Origin of the sequence: Bacillus sp. DC4300-2b2, from assembly GCF_049895685.1 — a bacterium.
In the GTDB taxonomy this organism is placed as follows: Bacteria; Bacillota; Bacilli; order Bacillales; family Bacillaceae; genus Bacillus; species Bacillus safensis.
Map to the genome: position 1 here is coordinate 189,886 of NZ_JAFCSW010000002.1, position 21,996 is coordinate 211,881.

21 protein-coding genes are annotated in these 21,996 nt (G+C 41.1%); all 21 read right to left on the reverse strand.

Translation table 11 applies throughout. The features are described 5' to 3' along the window. Positions 1–62 precede the first annotated feature (62 nt). The 21 genes from rnjB to ACP69X_RS05970 all read right to left on the reverse strand — a co-directional run bounded on the left by rnjB (position 63) and on the right by ACP69X_RS05970 (position 21,996). The gene (rnjB, locus tag ACP69X_RS05870; RefSeq protein ID WP_012010007.1) at positions 63–1,730 is read right to left on the reverse strand and encodes a ribonuclease J2; all 1,668 of its coding nucleotides are present in this window, start codon (positions 1,728–1,730) and stop codon (positions 63–65) included. Between the two features lie 171 nt (positions 1,731–1,901). Continuing rightward, positions 1,902–2,768, reverse strand: coding sequence for a 4-hydroxy-tetrahydrodipicolinate synthase (gene dapA / locus ACP69X_RS05875; RefSeq protein WP_041084805.1), 867 nt, complete (start codon positions 2,766–2,768; stop codon positions 1,902–1,904). Positions 2,769–2,798: 30 nt separating this feature from the next. After that, positions 2,799–4,013 carry an aspartate kinase gene (gene dapG, locus ACP69X_RS05880; RefSeq protein ID WP_073979502.1) on the reverse strand — a complete coding sequence of 405 codons (1,215 nt, stop codon included), beginning with the start codon at positions 4,011–4,013 and terminating at the stop codon, positions 2,799–2,801. 92 nt (positions 4,014–4,105) lie between these two features. After that, a complete protein-coding gene (gene asd, locus ACP69X_RS05885; protein ID WP_024427010.1) occupies positions 4,106–5,125 on the reverse strand; it encodes an aspartate-semialdehyde dehydrogenase in 1,020 nt (339 codons plus the stop codon). A gap of 139 nt (positions 5,126–5,264) precedes the next feature. Then, on the reverse strand, positions 5,265–5,858 hold the full coding sequence (gene dpaB / locus ACP69X_RS05890) for a dipicolinate synthase subunit B (RefSeq protein WP_024427009.1): 594 nt from the start codon (positions 5,856–5,858) through the stop codon (positions 5,265–5,267). Continuing rightward, positions 5,855–6,757: a dipicolinic acid synthetase subunit A gene (dpaA, locus tag ACP69X_RS05895; RefSeq protein ID WP_041084809.1), complete on the reverse strand. Its 903-nt coding sequence runs from the start codon at positions 6,755–6,757 to the stop codon at positions 5,855–5,857. The genes dpaB and dpaA overlap by 4 nt, the downstream gene beginning before the upstream one ends. 122 nt (positions 6,758–6,879) lie before the next feature. After that, complete coding sequence (locus tag ACP69X_RS05900; RefSeq protein ID WP_024424130.1) at positions 6,880–7,152, reverse strand: YlmC/YmxH family sporulation protein; 273 nt, start codon at positions 7,150–7,152, stop codon at positions 6,880–6,882. A gap of 62 nt (positions 7,153–7,214) precedes the next feature. Beyond that, positions 7,215–9,182, reverse strand: a complete 1,968-nt coding sequence (gene asnB, locus ACP69X_RS05905) for an asparagine synthase (glutamine-hydrolyzing) (protein ID WP_426052517.1) — start codon at positions 9,180–9,182, stop codon at positions 7,215–7,217. A gap of 12 nt (positions 9,183–9,194) precedes the next feature. After that, on the reverse strand, positions 9,195–9,749 hold the full coding sequence (locus ACP69X_RS05910) for a hypothetical protein (RefSeq protein ID WP_327842476.1): 555 nt from the start codon (positions 9,747–9,749) through the stop codon (positions 9,195–9,197). Beyond that, entirely contained in the window at positions 9,718–10,713 is a 996-nt protein-coding gene (locus tag ACP69X_RS05915; protein WP_426052518.1) for a hypothetical protein, read from the reverse strand. Before ACP69X_RS05915 ends, ACP69X_RS05910 begins: the two co-directional genes overlap by 32 nt. Positions 10,714–10,738: 25 nt before the next feature. Then, positions 10,739–11,932: an acyl-CoA dehydrogenase family protein gene (locus ACP69X_RS05920; RefSeq protein WP_041084813.1), complete on the reverse strand. Its 1,194-nt coding sequence runs from the start codon at positions 11,930–11,932 to the stop codon at positions 10,739–10,741. Further along, positions 11,898–13,208, reverse strand: a complete 1,311-nt coding sequence (locus ACP69X_RS05925) for a type III PLP-dependent enzyme (protein WP_426052519.1) — start codon at positions 13,206–13,208, stop codon at positions 11,898–11,900. The genes ACP69X_RS05920 and ACP69X_RS05925 overlap by 35 nt, the downstream gene beginning before the upstream one ends. Further along, positions 13,195–14,451 carry an ATP-grasp domain-containing protein gene (locus tag ACP69X_RS05930; protein WP_426052520.1) on the reverse strand — a complete coding sequence of 419 codons (1,257 nt, stop codon included), beginning with the start codon at positions 14,449–14,451 and terminating at the stop codon, positions 13,195–13,197. The genes ACP69X_RS05925 and ACP69X_RS05930 overlap by 14 nt, the downstream gene beginning before the upstream one ends. 4 nt (positions 14,452–14,455) lie before the next feature. Beyond that, positions 14,456–15,586, reverse strand: a complete 1,131-nt coding sequence (locus tag ACP69X_RS05935) for a nucleotidyltransferase family protein (protein ID WP_426052521.1) — start codon at positions 15,584–15,586, stop codon at positions 14,456–14,458. After that, positions 15,573–16,709: an aminoacyl--tRNA ligase-related protein gene (locus tag ACP69X_RS05940; RefSeq protein ID WP_064498467.1), complete on the reverse strand. Its 1,137-nt coding sequence runs from the start codon at positions 16,707–16,709 to the stop codon at positions 15,573–15,575. The genes ACP69X_RS05935 and ACP69X_RS05940 overlap by 14 nt, the downstream gene beginning before the upstream one ends. After that, the gene (locus ACP69X_RS05945) at positions 16,710–17,561 is read right to left on the reverse strand and encodes an HAD hydrolase family protein (RefSeq protein WP_426052522.1); all 852 of its coding nucleotides are present in this window, start codon (positions 17,559–17,561) and stop codon (positions 16,710–16,712) included. A 3-nt stretch (positions 17,562–17,564) separates the two neighbouring features. Beyond that, positions 17,565–18,647 (reverse strand): inositol-3-phosphate synthase, encoded by a 1,083-nt coding sequence (locus tag ACP69X_RS05950; RefSeq protein WP_426052523.1) that lies wholly within the window; start codon positions 18,645–18,647, stop codon positions 17,565–17,567. Positions 18,648–18,671: 24 nt separating this feature from the next. Beyond that, positions 18,672–19,478, reverse strand: coding sequence for a histidinol-phosphatase (locus ACP69X_RS05955; RefSeq protein WP_058837675.1), 807 nt, complete (start codon positions 19,476–19,478; stop codon positions 18,672–18,674). Positions 19,479–19,493: 15 nt separating this feature from the next. Further along, the gene (locus ACP69X_RS05960; protein ID WP_041084821.1) at positions 19,494–20,267 is read right to left on the reverse strand and encodes an SDR family NAD(P)-dependent oxidoreductase; all 774 of its coding nucleotides are present in this window, start codon (positions 20,265–20,267) and stop codon (positions 19,494–19,496) included. A 14-nt stretch (positions 20,268–20,281) separates the two neighbouring features. Next, entirely contained in the window at positions 20,282–21,010 is a 729-nt protein-coding gene (locus ACP69X_RS05965) for an SDR family NAD(P)-dependent oxidoreductase (RefSeq protein ID WP_041084822.1), read from the reverse strand. Next, positions 21,007–21,996, reverse strand: a complete 990-nt coding sequence (locus tag ACP69X_RS05970; RefSeq protein WP_426052524.1) for a phosphotransferase enzyme family protein — start codon at positions 21,994–21,996, stop codon at positions 21,007–21,009. The genes ACP69X_RS05965 and ACP69X_RS05970 overlap by 4 nt, the downstream gene beginning before the upstream one ends.

The window sequence follows — 21,996 nt, forward strand, 5'->3', positions numbered from 1 at the left end:
CATCCGCATTCCTCACGCTACATCAAAAAACCCAAAGAGCTTATGCTCCTTGGGCTTTATCATCACACTTCCATAATAATTGGAATGATCATCGGCTTACGTTTTGTTTTTTCATATAGGAATTGATTGAGTACATCGCGCATGGATTGTTTCAATGTTGACCATTCAACAATTGAGTTTTCCGTTTGCTCTTTGACAATCCCTTTAACCATTTCTGTTGCTTTCACAATCAGCTCTTCGGATTCTCTTACATAGACAAATCCTCTTGTGATGATTTCAGGTCCAGAAATTAATTGTTTCTTTTGTTTATCAAGCGTAATGACAACGATCAAGATGCCGTCTTGAGACAACAGGCGTCTATCGCGTAACACGATGTTTCCGATATCACCAACGCCAAGACCATCGATTAAAATGTTCCCTTGGTGAACTTTTTCACCGATTTTGACGTTCTGTCCTCTAAACTCAACCACATCTCCTTTATCAATCAAGAAAATGTCGCTGCGTTTCATACCTACTTCTTCGGCAATACGAGAATGTGCTTTTTGCATACGATATTCGCCATTCACCGGAATTAAATACTTCGGTTTTAGTAAGTTCAGCATCAGCTTTAACTCTTCTTGGCAGCCATGTCCAGATACATGCACACGTTTTTGTGCAAAAATGACTTGTGCTCCGCTTCTTGTGAGGAAATCCACTGTTTTAGAGTATGTGAGTTCTTGTCCAGGAAGTGGTGTAGATGCAATCACAACAGTGTCATCTTTTTCAATATGAAGCTGTTTGTGATTTTGCTTTGCCATTTTTGTTAAAGCAGCAAGCGGCTCTCCGTGGCTTCCAGCAGTCAGGATGACCACATCGTTTTTCGCCATTTTCTTCACTTCTTGAACGGGTACAAATAATTCTTCGTCTGCTGTAACATAACCAAGCTTGATCGCCAGCTGAAGGGTTGTCATCATATTCTTCCCTGCAACAGCAAGCTTACGACCATTTTGATTTGTTGCATTAATGATCTGCTGCACGCGGTTAATATTAGATGAAGACACAGCAACAATCACACGATTTTCAGCATTGTACATCGCATTTGAGATTTCGTCTTGAACGAGCGCCTCAGAAGGTGTATAGCCTGGTTTTTCAGCATTTGCACTGTCTGAAAGTAGTGCTAAAACGCCATTGTTTCCAATTTTCGCAATCTCTCCGATGTCACAGGCTTGGTTAAGCGCTGGGGTTTGATCAAATTTAAAATCACCTGTGCATACGATTGAACCAAGAGAGGTTTTGAAGCTGATCCCAACTGAATCAGGGATGCTGTGATTCGTTCTAAAGAATGATACTTTTGTTGTTTCAAAAGTAATGACTGATTTCGCATGTACCTCACGCAAATCAGCTTTTTGATTGAAGCCATACTGCTTTAATTTTTCTCGAAGTAACGCAAGGGTCAGCTTCGTTCCGTAGACTGGTACAGACAATTTGCTTAAGCAATGGAATACGCCTCCGATTGCTTCATCATGTCCGTGGGTAAGAAAAATTGCTTTCACCCGATCAGCACGCTCTGTTAAATAAGAGATATCAGGAATGACGACGTCAATGCCTAGCATTTCATTTTCTGGATGCATTAATCCTGCATCTACTACATATATGTCCGAATCAATCTCAATGACATATAGGTTTTTCCCGATTTCTCCAACGCCTCCGAGTGCAATAATTCTTACGTTCTCTGTATTTTTCTTTTTCAAAATTCTTATCCTCCTAGTCTCAAGCCCGTCCATCATCGCTTAATGCTATTATAACTGAATCTAATTTTAGAAAACAAGATGAAGTCACATTTTAAGAAAGTGTTTATGTATAAAAAACGGTCATACTCAGGGACATCTGAGAATGACCGCTTACGAAATCTTTTGTTTTGATCAGCTGTTTAAAACGCTGCTTAAATTCAATCTCTCTTCTTCTGACAAAGGCAAAAGCGGAAGACGAACAGATCCGACGTCTAGTCCTTTCAGCTGAAGAGCTGTTTTGACAGGCGTTGGATTTGGCGCTGAGAAAAGCTGTTTCATGATTGGAAGCAGCTTTTGATGGATCAATGCTGCATTCGCTGTTTGGCCTGAAGCATAGCTTTTCAGCATTTGCTGCATATCCAGCCCTACGATATGAGATGCAACAGAGACAACTCCTTTTGCACCAACAGATACAGCCGGAAGTGTTAAACTATCGTCTCCTGAATATACGTCGAAATCTTCTGGCGTCTCTGCAATGATTTTTGTCATGGCATCAAGATCGCCGCTTGCTTCTTTGATGGCAACAATGTTTGGTATTTGCGCAAGCTTAATCGTTGTTTCTGGTGCTAATGAAGCGACTGTTCTTCCTGGTACATTGTAAAGCATGACAGGAAGAGATGTAGACTCGGCAATTGCTTTAAAGTGTGCATACATGCCTTCCTGTGATGGCTTGTTGTAATAAGGTACGACAAGCATCACTGCATCAACGCCCGCTTCTTCTGCTTTTTTCGTTAGTTTGATAGACGCATTTGTATTATTACTGCCTGTTCCTGCAATGATTTTACAACGACCATTTGCTAATTTTACCGATTGCTGAAAAAGAGCGACTTTTTCTTCATTCGATAAAGTTGGCGATTCGCCTGTTGTCCCTGCAACGACTAAGGAGTCACTGCCGTTTTTTAATAAATAATCAATGAGAATTGATAGCTTTTGGAAATCGATGTTGCCCTTTTTATCAAAAGGTGTAATCATAGCTGTTGCGATATTTCCGAAATTCATTTTTTTCACCTCATCATGATTCAATCACATTTATCTTGAAAGTTCAAACACTTCATGCAGGGCATTGACGGCCGCTCTCATGTTTTCTTCGTTCACTAACACCCAAATGGTCGTATGACTGTCAGCTGATTGTAAAATCGGAATGTTTTGCTCGGATAGTGCCGATACAATTTTAGATGTGACACCTGGTACACCCATAATGCCTGCGCCAACAGCTGATACTTTCGCACAATTTGTTGTCACAATTGGCGTATAGCCAAGATCTTTTAGGATCGATGTTGCCTTATCAGTCATTGCACCTGTCACTGTATACACAATTTCACTCGGTGTGATGTTGAAGAAGTCGACACTGATTTGTGCGTTTGCCATTGCTTTGAAGACCTCTGTTTGTACGCTGTACTGACCTTCTTTTGCAGGAACTTTGATTTGCGTCACATCATTGACATGTGCAATACCCGTAATGAGGCGGTCGTACACATCATGGCTCATTTTATCTGAGTAGTGTGATGTAACGAGTGTGCCCTCATCATCAGAGTATGTTGAACGCACCCTCATTGGTACTTTTGCTTGCATCGCAATTTCGACAGCTCTCGGGTGAATGACTTTTGCCCCTTGATATGCGAGGTTGCAAATTTCCGTATATGTCACAACTCTCAGCGGTTTTGCATTTTCAACAATGCGGGGATCTGCTGTCATAACTCCTTCTACATCTGTAAAAATATCAATAAAGTCTGCCTGCAATGCAGCGCCTAAAGCAGCGGCGGACGTATCACTGCCACCTCGTCCGATTGTTGTCACGTCTCCATTTTTCGCGGCTCCCTGGAATCCAGCAACAACGACAACATCATGTTCAGACAGTGCTGCCTCCAGACGTTCGCACTTCATGTCAATAATTTTCGCACTTGTATGCTCCTTATCTGTTACAAAGCCCGCCTGAGCTCCAGTCATCGCTACAGCCTTTAGACCGTTCTCATTCAGCATACTTGAAAACACAACAGCTGAGATATTCTCTCCGCAGGAAACAAGCAAATCTTTTTCTCGATTTGTCATATGCTGCGCGCTGCCGTAAAGCAGACCAAGCAGCGTATCTGTCGCATAGGGATCGCCTTTTCGTCCCATTGCAGAAACGACGACAACTGACTTATAGCCTTTTTCTTTTGCAGATAAGATATGTGCAAGTGCCCTTTTTCTACCTTGATCATCTTTGACTGATGTACCGCCAAATTTTTGGACAATTATTTTCACTGTTTTCACTCCAAGTTCATTCTGACGTAACAGAAGAGAGCAGGCGAAAGATGCCTAACTCTCTTCTGTTCGTCCTCATCATCCATTGAATGTTAAACTAATTTTAATGCTTTTAAGCTTTCTGCAATTTGAACTGAGTTCCATGCAGCGCCTTTAAGCAGGTTATCAGATACAATCCACATATGGAACCCGTTTGGACGGTCCAAATCTTTCCGAATGCGGCCGACAAATACGTCGTTTTTCCCAACAGCATCTGCAGGCATTGGATAAATTTGTTGAGACGGATCATCTTGCAGCGTAATTCCTGGTGCATCTTTTAGAATTGATTTGAGGTCTTCAACTGTTGCATCATTTGATTCTAGTTCGACGTAGACAGATTCTGAATGACCTGTTTCAATTGGAAGTCTCACGCATGTTGCCGCTACTTCCAGCTCTGGCATATGCATGATTTTTTTCGTTTCGTTGATCATTTTCATTTCTTCGAATGTATAGCCATTGTCTTGGAACTTATCAATTTGCGGGATCGCATTAAATGCAATTTGATAAGGCATGACTTCTGGTGTTACATCTTCTTTATTTAAAATGGCTTGTGATTGGCTGTATAGTTCGTCAATGGCTTCATGTCCCGCACCTGATACTGCTTGATACGTAGAGACAATGACTTTTTTCATGCCATACGCCTGACGAAGCGGTTCTAATGCCGCTACCATTTGAATCGTTGAACAGTTAGGGTTTGCAATGATCCCTTGATGATCATGCAAATCTTTTTCGTTTACCTCTGGTACGACAAGAGGGATGTTTTCGTCCATACGAAAAGCACTTGTGTTGTCTACAACAATCGCACCTCGTTTGACTGCTTCAGGAGCTAGCGCTTTGGAAACATTTCCTCCAGCACTAAATAATGCAATGTTCACTCCTTCAAAGCTTTCAGGTGTTGCTTCCTGAACAGTGTACTCTTGACCTCTGAATGTCACTTTTGTTCCAGCAGAACGTTTTGAGGATAGTAGAGTAAGTGTATCCATTTCAAAATCTCTGTCAGCTAGTGTTTTTAACATTTGTTGACCGACAGCTCCAGTCGCTCCAACTACAGCTACATGCAATCCTCTTCCCATCAGTAAAACTCCTTCCGACCCATCCATGATTCTTTTCTTTCGGATGGCCATCCTATGACTTTTTACATTTTATTTTACCATAGAAAAGCAAGGCTTGAAGCATCTTTTTTGAATCTTTCATGATTTTCTAGTGAATCTATTATTCGTTTGGTCCAATTAAAATCGGCTGAATTTGTCTATGCTGGAGTGCCTCTTCTACCGTTTGAGATAGCAGATCCATGTTTGCGACCATCGAGGTCGGTTTTTTGAATGGATCATCCTGGCCAAACGGAATAAAGAAAATATTCTTTGTCGACATCAGCCTCATCAGATTTGTACCATTTAAGCCTAACGCATCATTTGTTGAGATACCTAAAACGACAGGTCGATGATTTCGAATGGTCGCTTTAGCAGCCATTAAAACAGGACTGTCTGTCATGGCATTTGCAAATTTTGCCATTGAGTTTCCAGTTAAAGGAGCAATGACCATACAATCAAGCGGCAGCTTAGGCCCGAGCGGCTCTGCTTTAACGATTGAGTCAATCGCTTGAAATCCAGTCAGCTTCTCAATCCGCTCGATCCACTCGGCTCCATCTCCAAATCTCGTATTCGTGCTCTGCACCGTGTACGACACCACTGGACGCACTTCTGCCCCTTCTTTTACGAGCGCTTCGATTTGCGGAAAAACAGCTTCATACGTACAGTGGGAACCTGTTAAACCAAAGCCGATTCTTTTCCCTTTTAATGTTGTCATGATTCCATCCCCCTTTTTTCCTCCGCAAGTTCACATAAAAGCCCGGAAAGCACTTTTGCAATGATTTGTCCTGCTGTCTTTGGTGCAACAATCCCCGGGAGACCTGGTGCAAGAAGTGCCTTCACTCCGTGCTTTTGTGCAAAGTCAAAGTCTGTTCCGCCTGGGCGGGAGGCGATATCCAAAATGAGTGTCTTAGGTGTCATGCTGACGATGACAGATGAATCTAATACAAGACTTGGAATGGTATTGATGATAATATCAACATCCGTTACTTCCTCTTTTAACTGGTCCATTGAAAATGGATCAAGCCCCATCTCAAATGCCCTCGCTAAATGTGCTGTGTCTGCCGCCCCTACTTTTACGTCTGCACCTAGTGCACGAAATGTGCGGGCAATGGTGAGTCCTGTTCTTCCAAGTCCGAGAACAGCGACATGAGACCCGTGAATCGTATAGTCCGTTTGCTGAATGGCCATCATGATAATTCCTTCAACTGTTGGAATAGAGTTATATATGGCAATATCATCTCGCTCAAACAGCTTCACAAGCTTCCGGTTCACCTGCTTTGCCAGATTGTCTAAGTACGTATTTGAAATACCTGAGTACAAGGTACAATGGGCAGGGGTTCTTTCTAAATATTTGGCTTCCAGCAAGACCTGCTCGTTTGAAAAAACTGTAGCAACAACTCCTTCATCCGTTGCCCCAGATACTGGCAGGATCATACTGTCTACTTGTTCGAATGGAAGTTCAGACATTTTCAGCTTTTCAGCACCGATAAATCCATGATCCAGCTGATCAAATCCGACCAAAAACACTTTGGCATGCTGCTGTGACAACTTGCGAATTATTTCAAGCTGCCTTGCATCTCCCCCGATCACCGCAACCGTTAAACCGCTCAACATACTGACCGTTCACCTTCTTTATTTAAAAAAGTCTGTAATATTTTCTGAATCTCCCTTTCAGCATATGAGGAGAGGATTCAGCCTGTGAACGAATCAGAGAGAGAAAAGAAAAAGAGCACCCATTATTGTGGGTGCTCTTTTTCTCCGTGCGGCTGAAGTTCTTCAGGCACATCGAGAATGATCATATCTGATCCTATTTTTTGAATGTGATTCCACGGGACGCGGATGTCATTTCCTTGTTTTCGAAAGCCAAACCACTTCACGGAAGGTATAATGAGTGCTGTAATTTGACCGTCCTGTTCATTGATTTCAAGGTCGGTTTGTCCAAGCACGCCAAGCCGCTCCGCTCTTTTAATATCGACGATCTCTTTTCCTGACAGTTCACTCAGCCTCAAAATCGAATCACTTCCCTTCCGTATCATATATGCGGCAAGCAAGAGGAATAGACCGGATCTCTTTAATGACTCGTTTGGAGAGAAAGCTGCGTCCCTTTCATATAGTGATCATGCCACAATTCCAAGTTGTAAAGCATCCAAACTTTTTGATCCGCTCCATTTTTGTTTTTCTGATTCGAATGATTTCGTAAAAATTGTTCTAGTGGCTTTCTTTGAAACAGTTCTGTTGCAAAGCTTTGTTGATCAAGAAGCTTCTCTTCGATTTCTTTCATTCGTTTGCTCATCCAATGATACACTGGAACCGGAAAACCCATTTTCCTTCTATATAATATACGCTTATCCACCGTTTGCTCCATTGTCTTTTTTAACATATATTTCGGAATGTCTTGTACCTCACTCGTTTTGAGACTCGACTGAAAAAATGCTTGCAGCCTGCTAGGCAGTCCTTTATAAGGAAGCTTATATTTGAAGGGCATGTCATTGACAAATTGGATGATGCGATGATCAAGAAATGGAACACGCGCTTCTAGTCCATGTGACATCGTCATAATATCAAGCCGGTCTAACAGATTTGGTAAATGAATCTGCTGGAATAAATAGAGCAGTTTATTTTCATACGACGCACCCTCCATCTTTTGAAAGCAATGGGCAATAAACTGGTTCATGTGTGAGTCAGGAGGGTCAATTGAACCAGCGTGCCGACTTAAAAGCTGCTCTTTTTCGCCAGCAGTAAACCATGCATACCTTTTTTTGTAATGATCCATCTCACCTTCAAGGTCGATCAATTGATCCACCTGCTGCTGAAAGGATGGTTCAAATAATACCTTAGAAAGGATAGAGGACAGTTTTCGGTTTTTTTGAAGCCATACAATTTTCCGCCAATCTGCTGGACTCCTAAAGACACGTCCATAACCTGCAAACAATTCATCCGCTCCTTCACCACATAAAACCACCGTCACATGCTTTTTTGCTTCCCGTGACATATGGTAAAAAGCGACTTCATGAGGAATAGAAAGAGGATGATCTCTTCGCTTCACAACTTCAGGCAATAATTGAAAATACTCTTCTTCACTCATTCGATGTGAGTGTAGCTTGACATTGTATTGATCTGCCGCGAGTTTGGCATAGCTTTCTTCAGAAAAGCCCTCCTCTTCAAAGCTGGTCGAAAAACAATGAATATTCTCGTTTTTGTATTTGGACATCAAAGCGACAATCGAAGTCGAATCCACTCCCCCGCTCAAAAAAGCTCCCACAGGCACGTCAGACATCATCTGTTTTTGCACACTATCTTGAATTAATTCAAACAATTCCTTTTGATAATAATGTTCTCCCCGATCGATCCCATCAGCTGGGAGCGGATATTGCCAGTAGGTCTCTTTTGTTATGCCTGTTTCATCTATTTTCAAGATGACACCTGGGGGTAATTTTTGAATGCCTTGAAAAAAAGTCTGCTCGCCGATCGAATAACGGAAGGATAAATAACTAAGAACAGCGTCCGGCTCAATAGCAGTTTGTATATCTGGATGCTGAAAAAGAGCTTTCATTTCCGAACCAAAAATAAGCCCTCCCCGGCATTCTGAAACATACAGCGGTTTAATCCCAGAACGGTCTCTAAACAAATAAAGTGCTTTCTTCTTTTTATCCCATATCGCAGCTGCAAACATTCCGTTTAATTGCTCAACAAAGGAAATTCCGTATTCTTCATAGCCATGAACCAGTACTTCTGTATCTGTCTCTGTACGAAACAAGTGGCCTTTATTCCATAAGTCTTCTCTTAATTCTTTGAAATTATAAATCTCTCCATTTAGAATCACACAGATAGAATCATCTTCATTTGTTATTGGCTGAGGCCCAGATTGAATATCGATAATGGAAAGCCGCGTATGAACCAAACCAACTGAGTCATCTTGATATATACCACTATCATCAGGTCCACGCACAGCAAGTGCGTTTTTCATCTCCAGTAAGATGTGAGGATCAAGTGGTGCATGGTTAAAATGACAATAGCCTGCAATGCCGCACATAGACATGGCTCCCTTCCATTAATGATCTGACTGCTGAATCGTCATTGCGAAAATATGCATAAATGGATTATCTTGAAAGCGAATTTCATCAAAAACTACTTTTTGCGAAAAGGTGAGCGAATCAAGCCATAGGTTTGATGTCAAATGATGATTAATGCCGGATACTGTATGAATATAATCAAATGCATATGCCGCTCGATCATGAAAGGCAGGTTCACGTTCAATCACATCCGTTAATGAAAGCCGAGACTCACAGACAACGTTCCCCTCTCGTAATAACGAAATCTCTTCGTAAAGATTGCCATTGGATGAACAGCCAACGACATGAAGCGCTTCTGCTTCAAGTGGCGGAAAATGAAGAGACTGTCCCTCTAATTCAATATTGTCTCCTTGATCTTGATATATGAACTGAAAAGGAATTCCTTCTACAAAAGGTTCTTGCACGTTCATGATTAACTCAGCTGGCAAAGAAGCTCCGCCAATTGTTAATTGGCCTTTTTCATATTCATTTTGATATGTGATGCCTCTGTTATTGACATAATCATGAAGAGAGAGAGTTTGATAGGTCTTCATTTTGAATCACCTCTTTTAGTTCTGTGAGCAGGCTGGTCTCCACTTCTAATGTTTTTTGAAACCGATTTGCCGTTCTTTCTATCATACTGCGAGGGTTTTTACTGAGGCCTACTCTAGCCGTAAAATTAGCGAGCACTGTCCAGCTTTGATAAGCATCTTCAAAAGCTTGAATAAGGGGATGTAAAAACTCATTTTCATACGAAGATAAGAATGTGACCATATGTTTTCTGGAGTTAGCCACATCCTTTAATCCTTCAAAGTAAACATTGTCTAATAAATTTCCATTTTCATTGTCTTTGATACTATCAATATAATCCCTTTGAATGACTGAAATAGCGCCTAGCCCTGTGACAGCTCCAGGCAAATCAAAATGCGGCGGTGCTCCTTCTAAGATGGCAGCATGCTCCTTTAATATCACCAGCACATCTGGTTCTTTCTGAAGTTCCACATGTTTGATCCACTTATAACGATTTTCAGTTCGAGGTGTATGTTCATATACAGAGCGGGCAGCTTTCAGCAAGTGGTCTTTACTCAATGTGCCATGATAGGAGTATGCATGGTCACTGACCACTGCATGATCATCATTCACCTCAAGTACTTCCAATGTGTGATACCCATGTTCTCTTTCGTAAAATGGACAGTACGGTAATTCAAATATATCTAAAGAAACAGATACAGTCCCTCCGCTTGGATGCTGTTTAAACACACGGTTGATATAGAGGTCTAATTCCTCTTCCGTGTAAAAAATTTCTTCTAAATGAATGCCATTATGATGGAGAATATCCTCGCGAAAATGTTTAAAGGAACCGATCAAAACAAACCCTTTGTCTTGAGGTCTATAAACAAGGCCTGCCTGCCTCCAAACCCTATCAATTTCAATCCCTTTTCTAAGAAGCATGGCTGCAATCGTTAATTGAGAACAGTTTAAGTAATTGTTTCGGTAAATAGGTGCTGCAGTAGCCACATATGTCTCCTCCTTTTTCTTGCCATCATACCCAGCGATTTTTTAAGGGGATAATGCCCAGCTCTTTTTTCGCAATCACTTCTTTTAATAAATCTTCAGAAGGCGGATGAAATTTTGCCGCTTTCACATCTCGGCTTAAACGCTCGAGCAAAGAGCCTTGCTGTAACGAAGAAAAACCCTCGACCTGAGAAGCTAGCTGTACGATTTCTTCTGCTGCTTGCGTCACAAAATGTTTTGTAATCAGCGTCTTCGTATACAAATCACTCGAGTAATGATTTTGTTTCTTTTCTTGATCTGCTTGTTGAGCGCAAGCCATAAGCTGAGAATGTGCAACATCTAATTTCATTTTCATATCTGCAATACGAAATTGCTGTCCTGGTAAAAAGGCTGATTTTTTCTTGGAAATTCGATCATTTCTTTTATATATCACACCGAGGGAATGTTCATATGCTGCTTTTGCAATGCCATAATAAACAGCTGTAACAGCTAGACGAAACCAGTAGATTAAATTTTCAGTATCTTCTATTGCGTAGCCTTCTCTCCCGATGAGCTGATGATCGGGTATAAATACTTGGTCAAAATGAATGTGATGACTCATCGATGCCCTCATGCCCGAATAATTCCACGATTCCTCAATCGCAGCACCTTCACTCGGTAATGTCATTAAGAGCGCCGTCATTCCATATTGAGATGTGCATGACGACGGCGCATACTGACAATAAATCGGTAAATATTTAATGCGCGGTGCACCAGTCACTGTAAATTTAGTTCCACTCACAAGATACCCGCCTTCTGTTTTTTCTGCGGTAATGGTCGGAATTCCGTCCATTTGCTTACGCTGATAAATAAAAATCACATTCGGATCGCTAACAGAAGCGATTAGTTCTCCTGAACGCAGAATATCGTCAAAAACTACGGCTTGCTGCTCACTTGTAAGCACTTCAGAAAATGCGCCGAGCGAATAGTAATGCATCGCCATAATGAGTCCTGTCGACGCGCACCCTTTAGATATGTGTGACAAAAGAGTCACCGTTTCATCAAATCCATACCCAAGACCCCCGTCTTGTTTCGGCATATTGGCGACATGTAATCCACAATCAATCAGCTCGTCTAGATTCTGATGCGGGAACTGAAATTCGTCATCAAGCTGACCCGCCCTTTCCGAAAATTGCAAAACAAGACGATCAATCGTTTCTTGACGAAGCTCCGTCAGTGTCATATTCATCCCTCCTTTGTCTAAAGAATAATCTATTTTGTTTCAATAAAAGGTCATCCGGAGTCCCTCTCTCTCGAATGACATAATCGTTTCCTTCAAACAAAAGCAGCTCTAGCGGAGAAGAATGACCTAAAAATAAGGTAGGGCTGTAGCAAAGTCCGTATGCCCCAGATTTCTCAATACAAAGAAGATCACCTACATCGCCTTGCGGAAGCTCTACCTCTCTGCCGATTAAGTCTTCTGGGGTACAAAGTGGACCCACAATCGATTGTTTCACTACAGCCGAAGGTTTGCTGGAAGGTTTAATGAGCCGCATTGGATAATTATTGCGGAGCAGCCTGCCTCTAAACGTCATCGCTTGATGATGATGCATTCCTCCATCTGAAATTAAAAACGTCTGCCCTTTTGATTCTTTTACATATTCTATAGTTGTTAAATAAACACCACATTCCGCTAAAAGGAATCTCCCCATCTCAATAATAAACCTCGGAAATTCAAGCTCAGCTTCGTACGCTCGAATCAATTCCGCTACGTTTTGAAATAACCGTTCAGCATTTAGCGGTGTCTCATGCTGAAAATACGGAATGCCAAACCCGCCGCCTAAATCAACCATCTGGCAAGTTAGTCCATATTCATTCTTGATTCGAACAGCCGTGTTGAGTGTGTATTCAAACGATGATAAAAGCGATGTTTCATCAAGAACTTGAGTCCCCAAATACATATGAATCCCTTTAAATAAGAGCGAATGATCATACTTCTGAAATAGGTCAAATACGTCTTTTAGTTTGGATTCATCTACCCCAAATGGACTTGGAACTCCGCCCATTTTGATTTTTGCTCGTGACTCAATGGATTCAGGATTAATCCGAATGCCGACGGATGCTCGTTTGTTTTGATGCTTTGCAGACTCAGCGATATAGATGAGCTCTTCTTTCGATTCGGCAATAATACAATAGATCTCGTGCTGAATCGCAACATCGATCTCTTGCTTCTGCTTACCTGGTCCAGAAAAAATGATATGCTGCGGCGAATAACCTGCTTTAACAGCCATAAGGAGCTCTCCTGCAGAAGCCACTTCTATACCAGCGCCAAAAGACCGTAACAATGACGCAATCGAGACATTTCCATTGGACTTAAATGAAAAGAACACCTCAGCTGATTGATGGAGCCATCCTGTAATGTGATCATAGTGATCTTTCAATGCATCTCCATCGTATACATACATCGGCGTCCCATAACCATTCGCTTTCTCTAAGAGCGTAGAGTCATTTTTCGGCAAATTCTCTCCCCCTTTCTGCTGAAAATTCCATATCATCAAACTTTGTCAGCATATGAATCTGCTTATCCTTCTTCATATGGTAAAACAATATAAACAGGCGATAATGCCACATATCATCCGCTCTCGTTTTACCGAAAGTATAAATAAAAAACCCACCATCTTCTCCCGGATCGAGTGCTTCGGTCACCTCCGTTAACACATCTTCAAACGGCAGGTCGGCACTGCATGAGAATCTTTTAAAGCGGCTTTCAATATATTCGTAGGTTGAAAAAAAACGACAAATGATTGGGAGTAAATAAGTAACTTGCGTGAACCGGGCATTTATTTCAATGATCGGTATAAGCTGTTCATTTATATCAATGATCGAATCAACGCCAACCACACCTCGATACCCTTCTTCATATAGAAGCTCTATGATTCGATACATGCTTACTTCATATTCACGTTTTTTGTCCAGTTCATAAATAGGCGCAAAATCGGTCCCCAAATAGATGCCGTCTTCATTAATTTTCTGTTCTGTAATTGAAAGTAAGTGTGATCCTTCCTCTTGAATGAGCAATTGGGCATTTAATGATCGCTTAATTGGATGCCATCCCTCTAAAAGGAGTTCTGTTTGGATTTTCCTTCTATCAATAAAGGTCACAAGCTGCATGAATTCTCTCTCGTTTTTTAAAATACGAAGTCCCTTACCAGATGATCCATATGGTAATTTCAAAACCATTTTTGAGAAATCATTGGACCTTAATTTGTTATACGTCTGTTTTAACTCGTCAGCATTTTGACAAACAGCACCACACGTGACAGTAAACTGATGTTTTTCTGCCCATTTTCTAGTCGAAACCTTATGATTGAATCGTTTTACAAGTGTTGGATTTGAACCATAAATCTTTCTTTTTTCAAGCGATGATGCTTGTTCAACCGATTCATCTAAAAGATAGGGTACAATGAGTCCCTTTAATTTAAAGGCATCTTCTTTTTGAACCATATGCGGAAGCTTGACACCTTGCTTTTCCAAATAGGCTAAAAAAGCAGGTTCTGGCTGGTGATGCATAATGACATGATGATCCTTAGAAGCAATCAACAGCAGTTGCTGTTCTTGCTGAAGAACCAGTTCATTTTGAACATGGTCTGTCATGACAGGTAAAGCTTTTGTTTGGTCCCAGCTTTGTTCTTGATTCATATTCCCAAACCATATGACGTCGTTTCTTCCCTTAAAATCAAATAGCGCTGCCGGATCTTTCATCACACTACTCCTTATAAACAGAATGCTTTTGTATTTCTAAAGACCGGTTAATGTGAAAAAATCGTTTGCGAATAGGCTGATTCCAGGTATGAACGACATCATTTGCATCCAGCACTTCAGATAAATAAGCAAGTGATTCAGGCTGAAGTGCATCCATGTCAAGATCAGAAATCGTATGAGGAAAGACTTCATTCACATAATGCAAAGCAAAATAGACCATCTTTTCAAAGCCATACGCTTTCGTTCGACGGACAAACAACTCCACATCCAATAGGTCTTCTCTCATAAACATGCCATATATATCAAGCAACTTATAAAGCAGCAAGTCTTTCATTGACTCCACTTCATTTAAATAAATCGCCTCTTTGTAAAAATGAATACATAAGAAAATCAGCATATCCTCTTCTTTTAATGACCATACAAGATGCTCATCAACAGACGTTTGAATTCGTCTAGACAGCATTTCTTGGACAATTGAATCTGTCCGGTTTCCTGTCATAAGGTCAACTGAAAACTGAACATCAATTTTATGACAATCAATAAAGCGGCATTCTGGTGTAGGTTTCATATAGGTGTAGGTTTGATGTGAGTTCATGATGAGGTAAAGAATGTCTTTTCGTTTCGCAGGTGTGACTGTCTCCGTTTCATAGTTCCAAGAACCTTGAATATAGCCTAATTCTTTTAATACATGTCCGGTTTCTTGCAGCTGATCTTGTGAGATAAAGAGATCGTTGTCTCCAAATAAGCGAAGCCCTACATCGCAGTATGCCCACTGGCCAATCACACTTCCTTTTACAATGGCATACTCAATTCCTTTTTGATCAAGTGCTTTGAATAACTGATCATTTAACGTAATATTGTCTCGTGCCGTTTCTAATTGCCCTTTATACATAATTTCTAATGACTTTAAAAAATAAGTTGCTTTAAAATCTTTTCTTAAATGAATGGCATAACGTTTAATATTTTTCCATGCAATACCGGCTGTTCGATGAACATGTAGCATTCCGAGAATGACATTCCAGTCTTGCTGCTGATACAGAAGCTCCTGCATCTCTTTTATCTGGCTGTCTTCTAAAAAAGGATCAGATAAAATGAGGGCTGTGTGCTCTTCTTGAGTCAGATTACTTTGCAGCATAGTGACCCTCCTTTATATGAAGCATCTCATTTGGCCAATTCTTTCGATTTCGACCGTACGTTTGCAAAAAGACTTGCACCCATCGATCGATACCAAATGCAGCACAACCTGAATAAAGCGGCATACCATCTTCTCCCTTGATCTGGAACCTTTCACAAAGCATCTCTCCACAGTCGTTAAAAGAAGCGATCGAAACGTCTTTCTTTTCTGTCACAGCTACTAACTCATATTTGCTATTCGCCATTAATTGATAATTCGCTTTATCCATATCATCATAAAAGAAAAAGGGGTCATTTGCGGTCGTGACCTTTCCGCTAAGGCCAAGCTGATGAAAACATTGCCATGTGCGTTCAAGAAGTGTTTTTCTTGTTTCGTTGATGTATTCGTTATCACCGATAAAGACAATTTCACGCATACTAAATTCTAGTTTCCGGAGAGGATCGACTTTCCAAGAAATTTCATGTCTAAAACACTGCCCCGCTGCTGTCATCATTTGATTGTCTAGATAGGTCTTTCCTTCCCATTCCTCATAGCAGTGATAACAAATACACGGCTGTAAAAAACGGCCTGCTTGCTGGAAGTGTTCAGGCAGAAAACCATGATGCTTTTCTCGAATGTCATCAATAATTTGGTAATCATGAGGTATTTCAAAAACAGAATAAATATTTTGCGGAAAATTCGTATGGTATTTACATTTTTCCATTAATTCTTTACTCATCGTAGAAGGGTATCTTCTTATTTTGGCTCCAAGTGAAGCTCCCATATTTAAGAATAATTGATCAAAATAGTGTGAGAGTTCCATTTCAATTTCATCATAGAAGGTTCTCTTTTGATCATCCTCGCTTAGTTTCGAATGAACAGGCTCATTGGACAAATGAATATTTGATTTCATTTCCTTTTCACGAAACCTCCGCAGTTGAGCTACATTTGACGATAACTTTAAAAACGCAGCTGATATTGCCTCAGCATCTCCCGTTTGATCTACTGTTACTTCTATAACAGATTCCTCTTCAAGAAGATCAACGTGCAAAATGTGAGCAGATAGAAAAGAAACTCTTTCCACAAAATCCGGTATCATTGTATCTTCTAGTGCATCTGGTAAAGGCAGCTGAAGGGTTTTCAACTAAATACCTCCCTTTTCATTGATCACTTTTGGTGCTTCTAATGGTTGTAAAACTTTATCAAGATATTCATAAATAGACTCCCCCAGATGTACATCACATAACTCAATCGCCGATGGATGGCTATCTTGAACTGCAAGCCCCCACCTCGCCTTCTTCAGCAGCAGTCTGTCATTGTGACCATTGCCAAAAGCAATCACACGATGTAAATCACTTTCTCCAAAACAATCTAATAAATGACGTTCAAGCATATCTGCCTTACAAATTCCTTTCGGGGAAATCACTTGTGCATTTAAAAACTGTGCATCCGCAACATCACAATGACAATCTCTTAATAGATGAGCGATATCTATCTTTTGTTTCGGTAAAATAAATAGCTTTGTCACACGGTCAAATCTGAATTCTTTCTGATGACCAACCTCTATTTTTTCTCGTGGAAATGTGTAAAGCATGCAATATTTCAACTTAGCGCTTTTACTGGATGCCACATGCTTTCCATGTGTTTCCATAACAAATTCAGCTTGACCATCAAGTGATGAGATGATCTGCCGGCATATAGCAGCATCTAGATATTGTATAACGTCAAATGTTTTCTTTTGATGGTGGCAAATCACATTTCCATCATTCAATAACACATCATGATGAAATAAATCGAGTAAAGATGGATCTAAGTTCAGAGAGCAGAAAGAATCATACGTTCTGCCTGTGATAATCATTGAAATAATGCCTCTTTGGCGCAGCATGTTCACTGCGCCATGGACATCACCAATAAGCCTGCCTCTGTCATCAATTAATGTTCCATCCAAGTCAAAAGCGGCAAATTTTATCTCGCAAAGATTTAGTTCTGCTTCCACTGATCACACCTTTTTCAGTTGAGCATTTGCTACATATTCATTGAATAGACGCAATGATTCTGAATCTACTTGTCCAATTGGAGGGCTTTTGAATAAGAATGGGCAGACGTCATGTATGACACCGCTGTGATTCATGTCTTTAGCTGCTTTTGCTACACGCATTGCGTTAGCGATAACACCAGCTGAATTCGGAGAATCTTCTACTTGTAAACGAATTTCAAGCGAAATGTCTGAATCCAAAACAGAATTCCCTTCCAATCGCAGGAAGCAGACTTTATGATCTCCTAAGTAGCTGACATAGCCATTTGGACCTGCTGCCACTTCACTGGCATCAATACCAGAGGCAAATAATGCTTTCCGCTTCGATTTTTGCTTACTCGTTGATCTCATTGGATTGGCAAGGTTTAAAAAGTCTGTATTGCCTCCAACATTCAATTGGTACGTATTGGTAATATCAATCCCTCGGGATTTTAACAGCTCAATTAACGCTGTATGCAGTGTTGTGGCACCTAAATGACTTCTTAAGTCATCACCAAGGAGCGGGGTATCCGACTCTTCAAACATTTTGACAAATTCAGGATCATTTGCCACCGGTTCAGGTGTTGCATTAATAAAGGCAGTTTGCGCATGTGCACATGCCTCTGCGTATACTCGAACTGCTTCAAAGGAACCTGTCGGTAAGAAGCAGACTAGTACATCTGCCTGAACGTCCCTTAACCTTTGCGTCACATCATGTGTGTTCATTTTTAATGAGTGTTCATGCGGGTGTATGCAGTTGGACAAATCTCCTTCAAGACCATCACATAAAGGACCTGCTTCAACAGTTACTTGGAATAACGGGACATCTATATGTTTTACTGCAGCCGTTGGTTTAGTAAAAATGGCCTCTGACAAGTCTTTTCCTACTTTATTTTGATCTACTTCAAAAGCTGCAACAAATTCTACATCAGACAAGTGATAACCTCCAATGACATCATGCATAACACCGGAGAGCGTATCCATCTTTTCCTTTGCCAATTCTACAAATTGAACGATACTTGAAGCGCATGATCCTACTCCTGCAATTGCTACGCGAACTTTTGTCATTTTCATAACCCCTTTTTTTAGAATTTATAGAGCCAATTTTCGCTTTTGACGAGATTGAAAGATATACCATTCCCGATAACCTAATTCCTTCAGCACCTGTTTTACTTTCAGCCAATCATCTGCTACGCGGGCTGGCTGATGGGCATCTGAGCCAAACGTGACATCCACACCATAAAATTTGGCTCGCTCTAATAGATCCATTGATGGATACCAACCGCCGCAGTCTTTTGTTTTGCCAGAGGTATTCACTTCAATGACAGAACCACTCTCCGCAATTGCTTTTAGTGCATCATCGACAGCTTCTGTTTTGAGATGAGCAATCTCCGGATAAAAACCTTTTAAGGCATCAATATGGCCTAAAACGTCGAACATTTGACTCTCAGCAGACATTTTAATCAACTGGTAATATGTTTCTTTTTCAATGATGGCTTGCTGCTCTGTGATTCGTTCCCACCGTTTCCGGTTAAATAGGTCGTATCCATTACTGACATGAACCGAGCCAATGATATAATCAAATGGATAATGTCGATACACGTCTCGGTAAAGGGCCTCGTGTTCTGGAAAATAGTCAGATTCAACACCTAACAGCACGTGAATTTTTCCGTCATATTCCCTTTTCAACTGCAGGACTTCCTCTATATATGATTGAAATTCACTTTTAGCCATCGCTACCCATGGTTTAAAGTGGTCAGCCTCTTCACCAAAGAAGGGAGAGTGATCCGAAATCCCGATAAAGTCCAGACCTAATTTCACAGCCTCATCGACATATTCTCTGATGTTCCCCTCCGCATGACCACAGCGTTGATGATGTGTGTGCAGATCAAATTTCATGCAATTTTTACTCCTCTACATGGCAGTATAGCCGCCGTCAACCATCAAATTTTCTCCTGTAATAAAACTCGCTTCATCTGAAAGAAGGAAGATGACAGCAGATGCGATCTCTTCTGGATCAGCGGTTCGTTTCAACATGTGCATCCCGCCAATATCAGGATGCTGATTTGCTTGCTCTCTTGTTAATCCAAGCTCTTCCAAATGGAACCGCTCGTTATTTTTGTTCCATACCGTACCTGGATTCACTGCATTTACACGAATACCTGCATCCGCCAAATCCATTGCCATGCACCGCGTCATGTTGACAACTGCTGCTTTTGTCGCGTTATATGTTAAATATTTCGGCTGGGCAATGTGACCTGAAATGGAGGCAATATTTACAACCGATCCTTTTCCTATTTTCTCCATGTATGGCGCAGTGTGTTTCACACAAAGTGCTTGTCCCATAATATTCAAATCCATGATGCGCCGCCATTCTTCAACGGTTGCTTCAAGACCCCGCATGATAAAAACGGCTGCACAATTCACCAGCATGTCTATTTTTCCGAAATGATTGGCTGTTTTTTCTATCATTGAAACAATTGATGCTTCATCAGCAATATCAGCCTCTATAAACAAAACATCATATCCATTTGCTTTGAGCTGTTCTTCTGCTGACATTCCGTAATTTACATGGTGATCAGCAATGGCGACTTGTGCGCCTTCTTGTGCGGCTCGTTCTGCGACTGCATATCCAATCCCTTGAGCTCCGCCTGTCACAATAACCGTCTTTCCTTTCATACCTCGCATGTAGCTGCCTCCTCTTACCACTGAAGTCTTTGCCCGTCTCTCAACAATTCTCCTGTTGGTCCATCTCGGGGCAGCTGTGCCGCCCACACGATTCCTGATGCACCTTCCTGTGTGGTTTTAACAGCCTCTGATGTCCCCATGTCCGTTTGTACCCAGCCAGGACACACTGCATTCGCAAGAATAGAATAGGGTGCCCCTTCTAAAGCGGTGACTTTTGTGAGAACATGCAGTGCCGCTTTTGACATCCGGTAGTAAGGACCGCTTTTTCCGTCACGCCTGACATCGTCTGAAGCGTAGATCGCAGAAAGCCTTCCCATACCGCTAGATACATTGACGATCCGTCCATATCCTCCCTGTTTCATGTAAGGGAAAACGGCCTTGGTCATTCTGACTGCACCATACACATTCACATTCATCGTTTCTTGAAGAGTCGATACCGGAAGATCTAGAAAAGATGGAAATGTGTGATCCTTTATGTTGTCATGAAAGACACCGGCATTATTAATGAGCACATCCACTCTGCCAAACGAATCTTTCATAAATTGCGAGAAACGTTCAACTGATTCTTCATTTGTTACATCCAGCTGAAATGGCACAACATGCTCAGCCATTTCAGACGCAGCTATTTTGGCACTTTCAAACTGCCGTGCAGTTAAAATAACAAGCATTCCACACTGCGCAAGCTGTCTGCACACTTCTTTACCTATGCCCCTATTTCCACCAGTGACAACAGCGACCTTCATATTCTCATCTCCTTTTGGAGATACCAATCTTCCTTCAGCTGGTTCGATGCAGATTCTAGTGCTTCGAAAGACCAATCAATATACCAGTTTAATAGGTGAGGTGTATAGGTATGCAGCAGTGTTAAATACCGCTCTGTTGGAATATATAAAAGTCTGATAAACGCAGATATAGAACGCCATTCATATTCGGATAAGTCATCTGCATATGCCTTTAAAAATTGAATCGTTTTCACAATATCTAGTTGAAACGTTCCTCTTTTGATTCTCGTTAATAAAAATGCAGATATGGCTGCATCATATATTCGTGGTCTAAAGCCTGCTGTATCAAAGTCAAGAACCATGGCAAGCTTTTTATTACGAATTAACAGGTTGCCAGAATGAAAGTCACCATGTGTCACAGCATGAGGTAATGCTTCGTATATACTAGGGTTTAACAGCGTGATGATATTCATTAGTTCTCGTTCATACACTTTGAGCAAAGCAGCAGCCTTTTTAGAAGAAACAACCTTTTTTAGTGCGTAAGCCGTCTTGCCGAGCGTTTCGTCCGGAGAAGCAATCCAGTTCTTCAATTCGCAGTTTGGATTCACAGGCCCTTTCGGTAAGTTCTTTAATGAATGGAGCTGTTTTAATACCCGAATGGCTTCTTGTTCATCTGAACGATTTCCCATTTCATATGGTCTTCCTTCAAAATAGGGCCGTAGCTGCCAAAAATGTTCTTTGAATAAAATGGTCTTACGATGGTCTTCTGTCTTCACCATAGGCTGGATCGGGAAATGATGATCAAGCAGAGCATCTGTTAAATCCTCTAAATACTGAAGCCACTCCGCATCATGATTTCTTGCACATTTTTTCAAGACAAAGCGGTTTTTGATCGTTTCTACAAGCCACCCTTCATTAGGGCTTCTTCCGTTTAAAGGTGTTAAACGAATCGACTTTTCAGAAAACCAATATTTCAGGACATTATAAGCATCATCTAATGTCGTCAT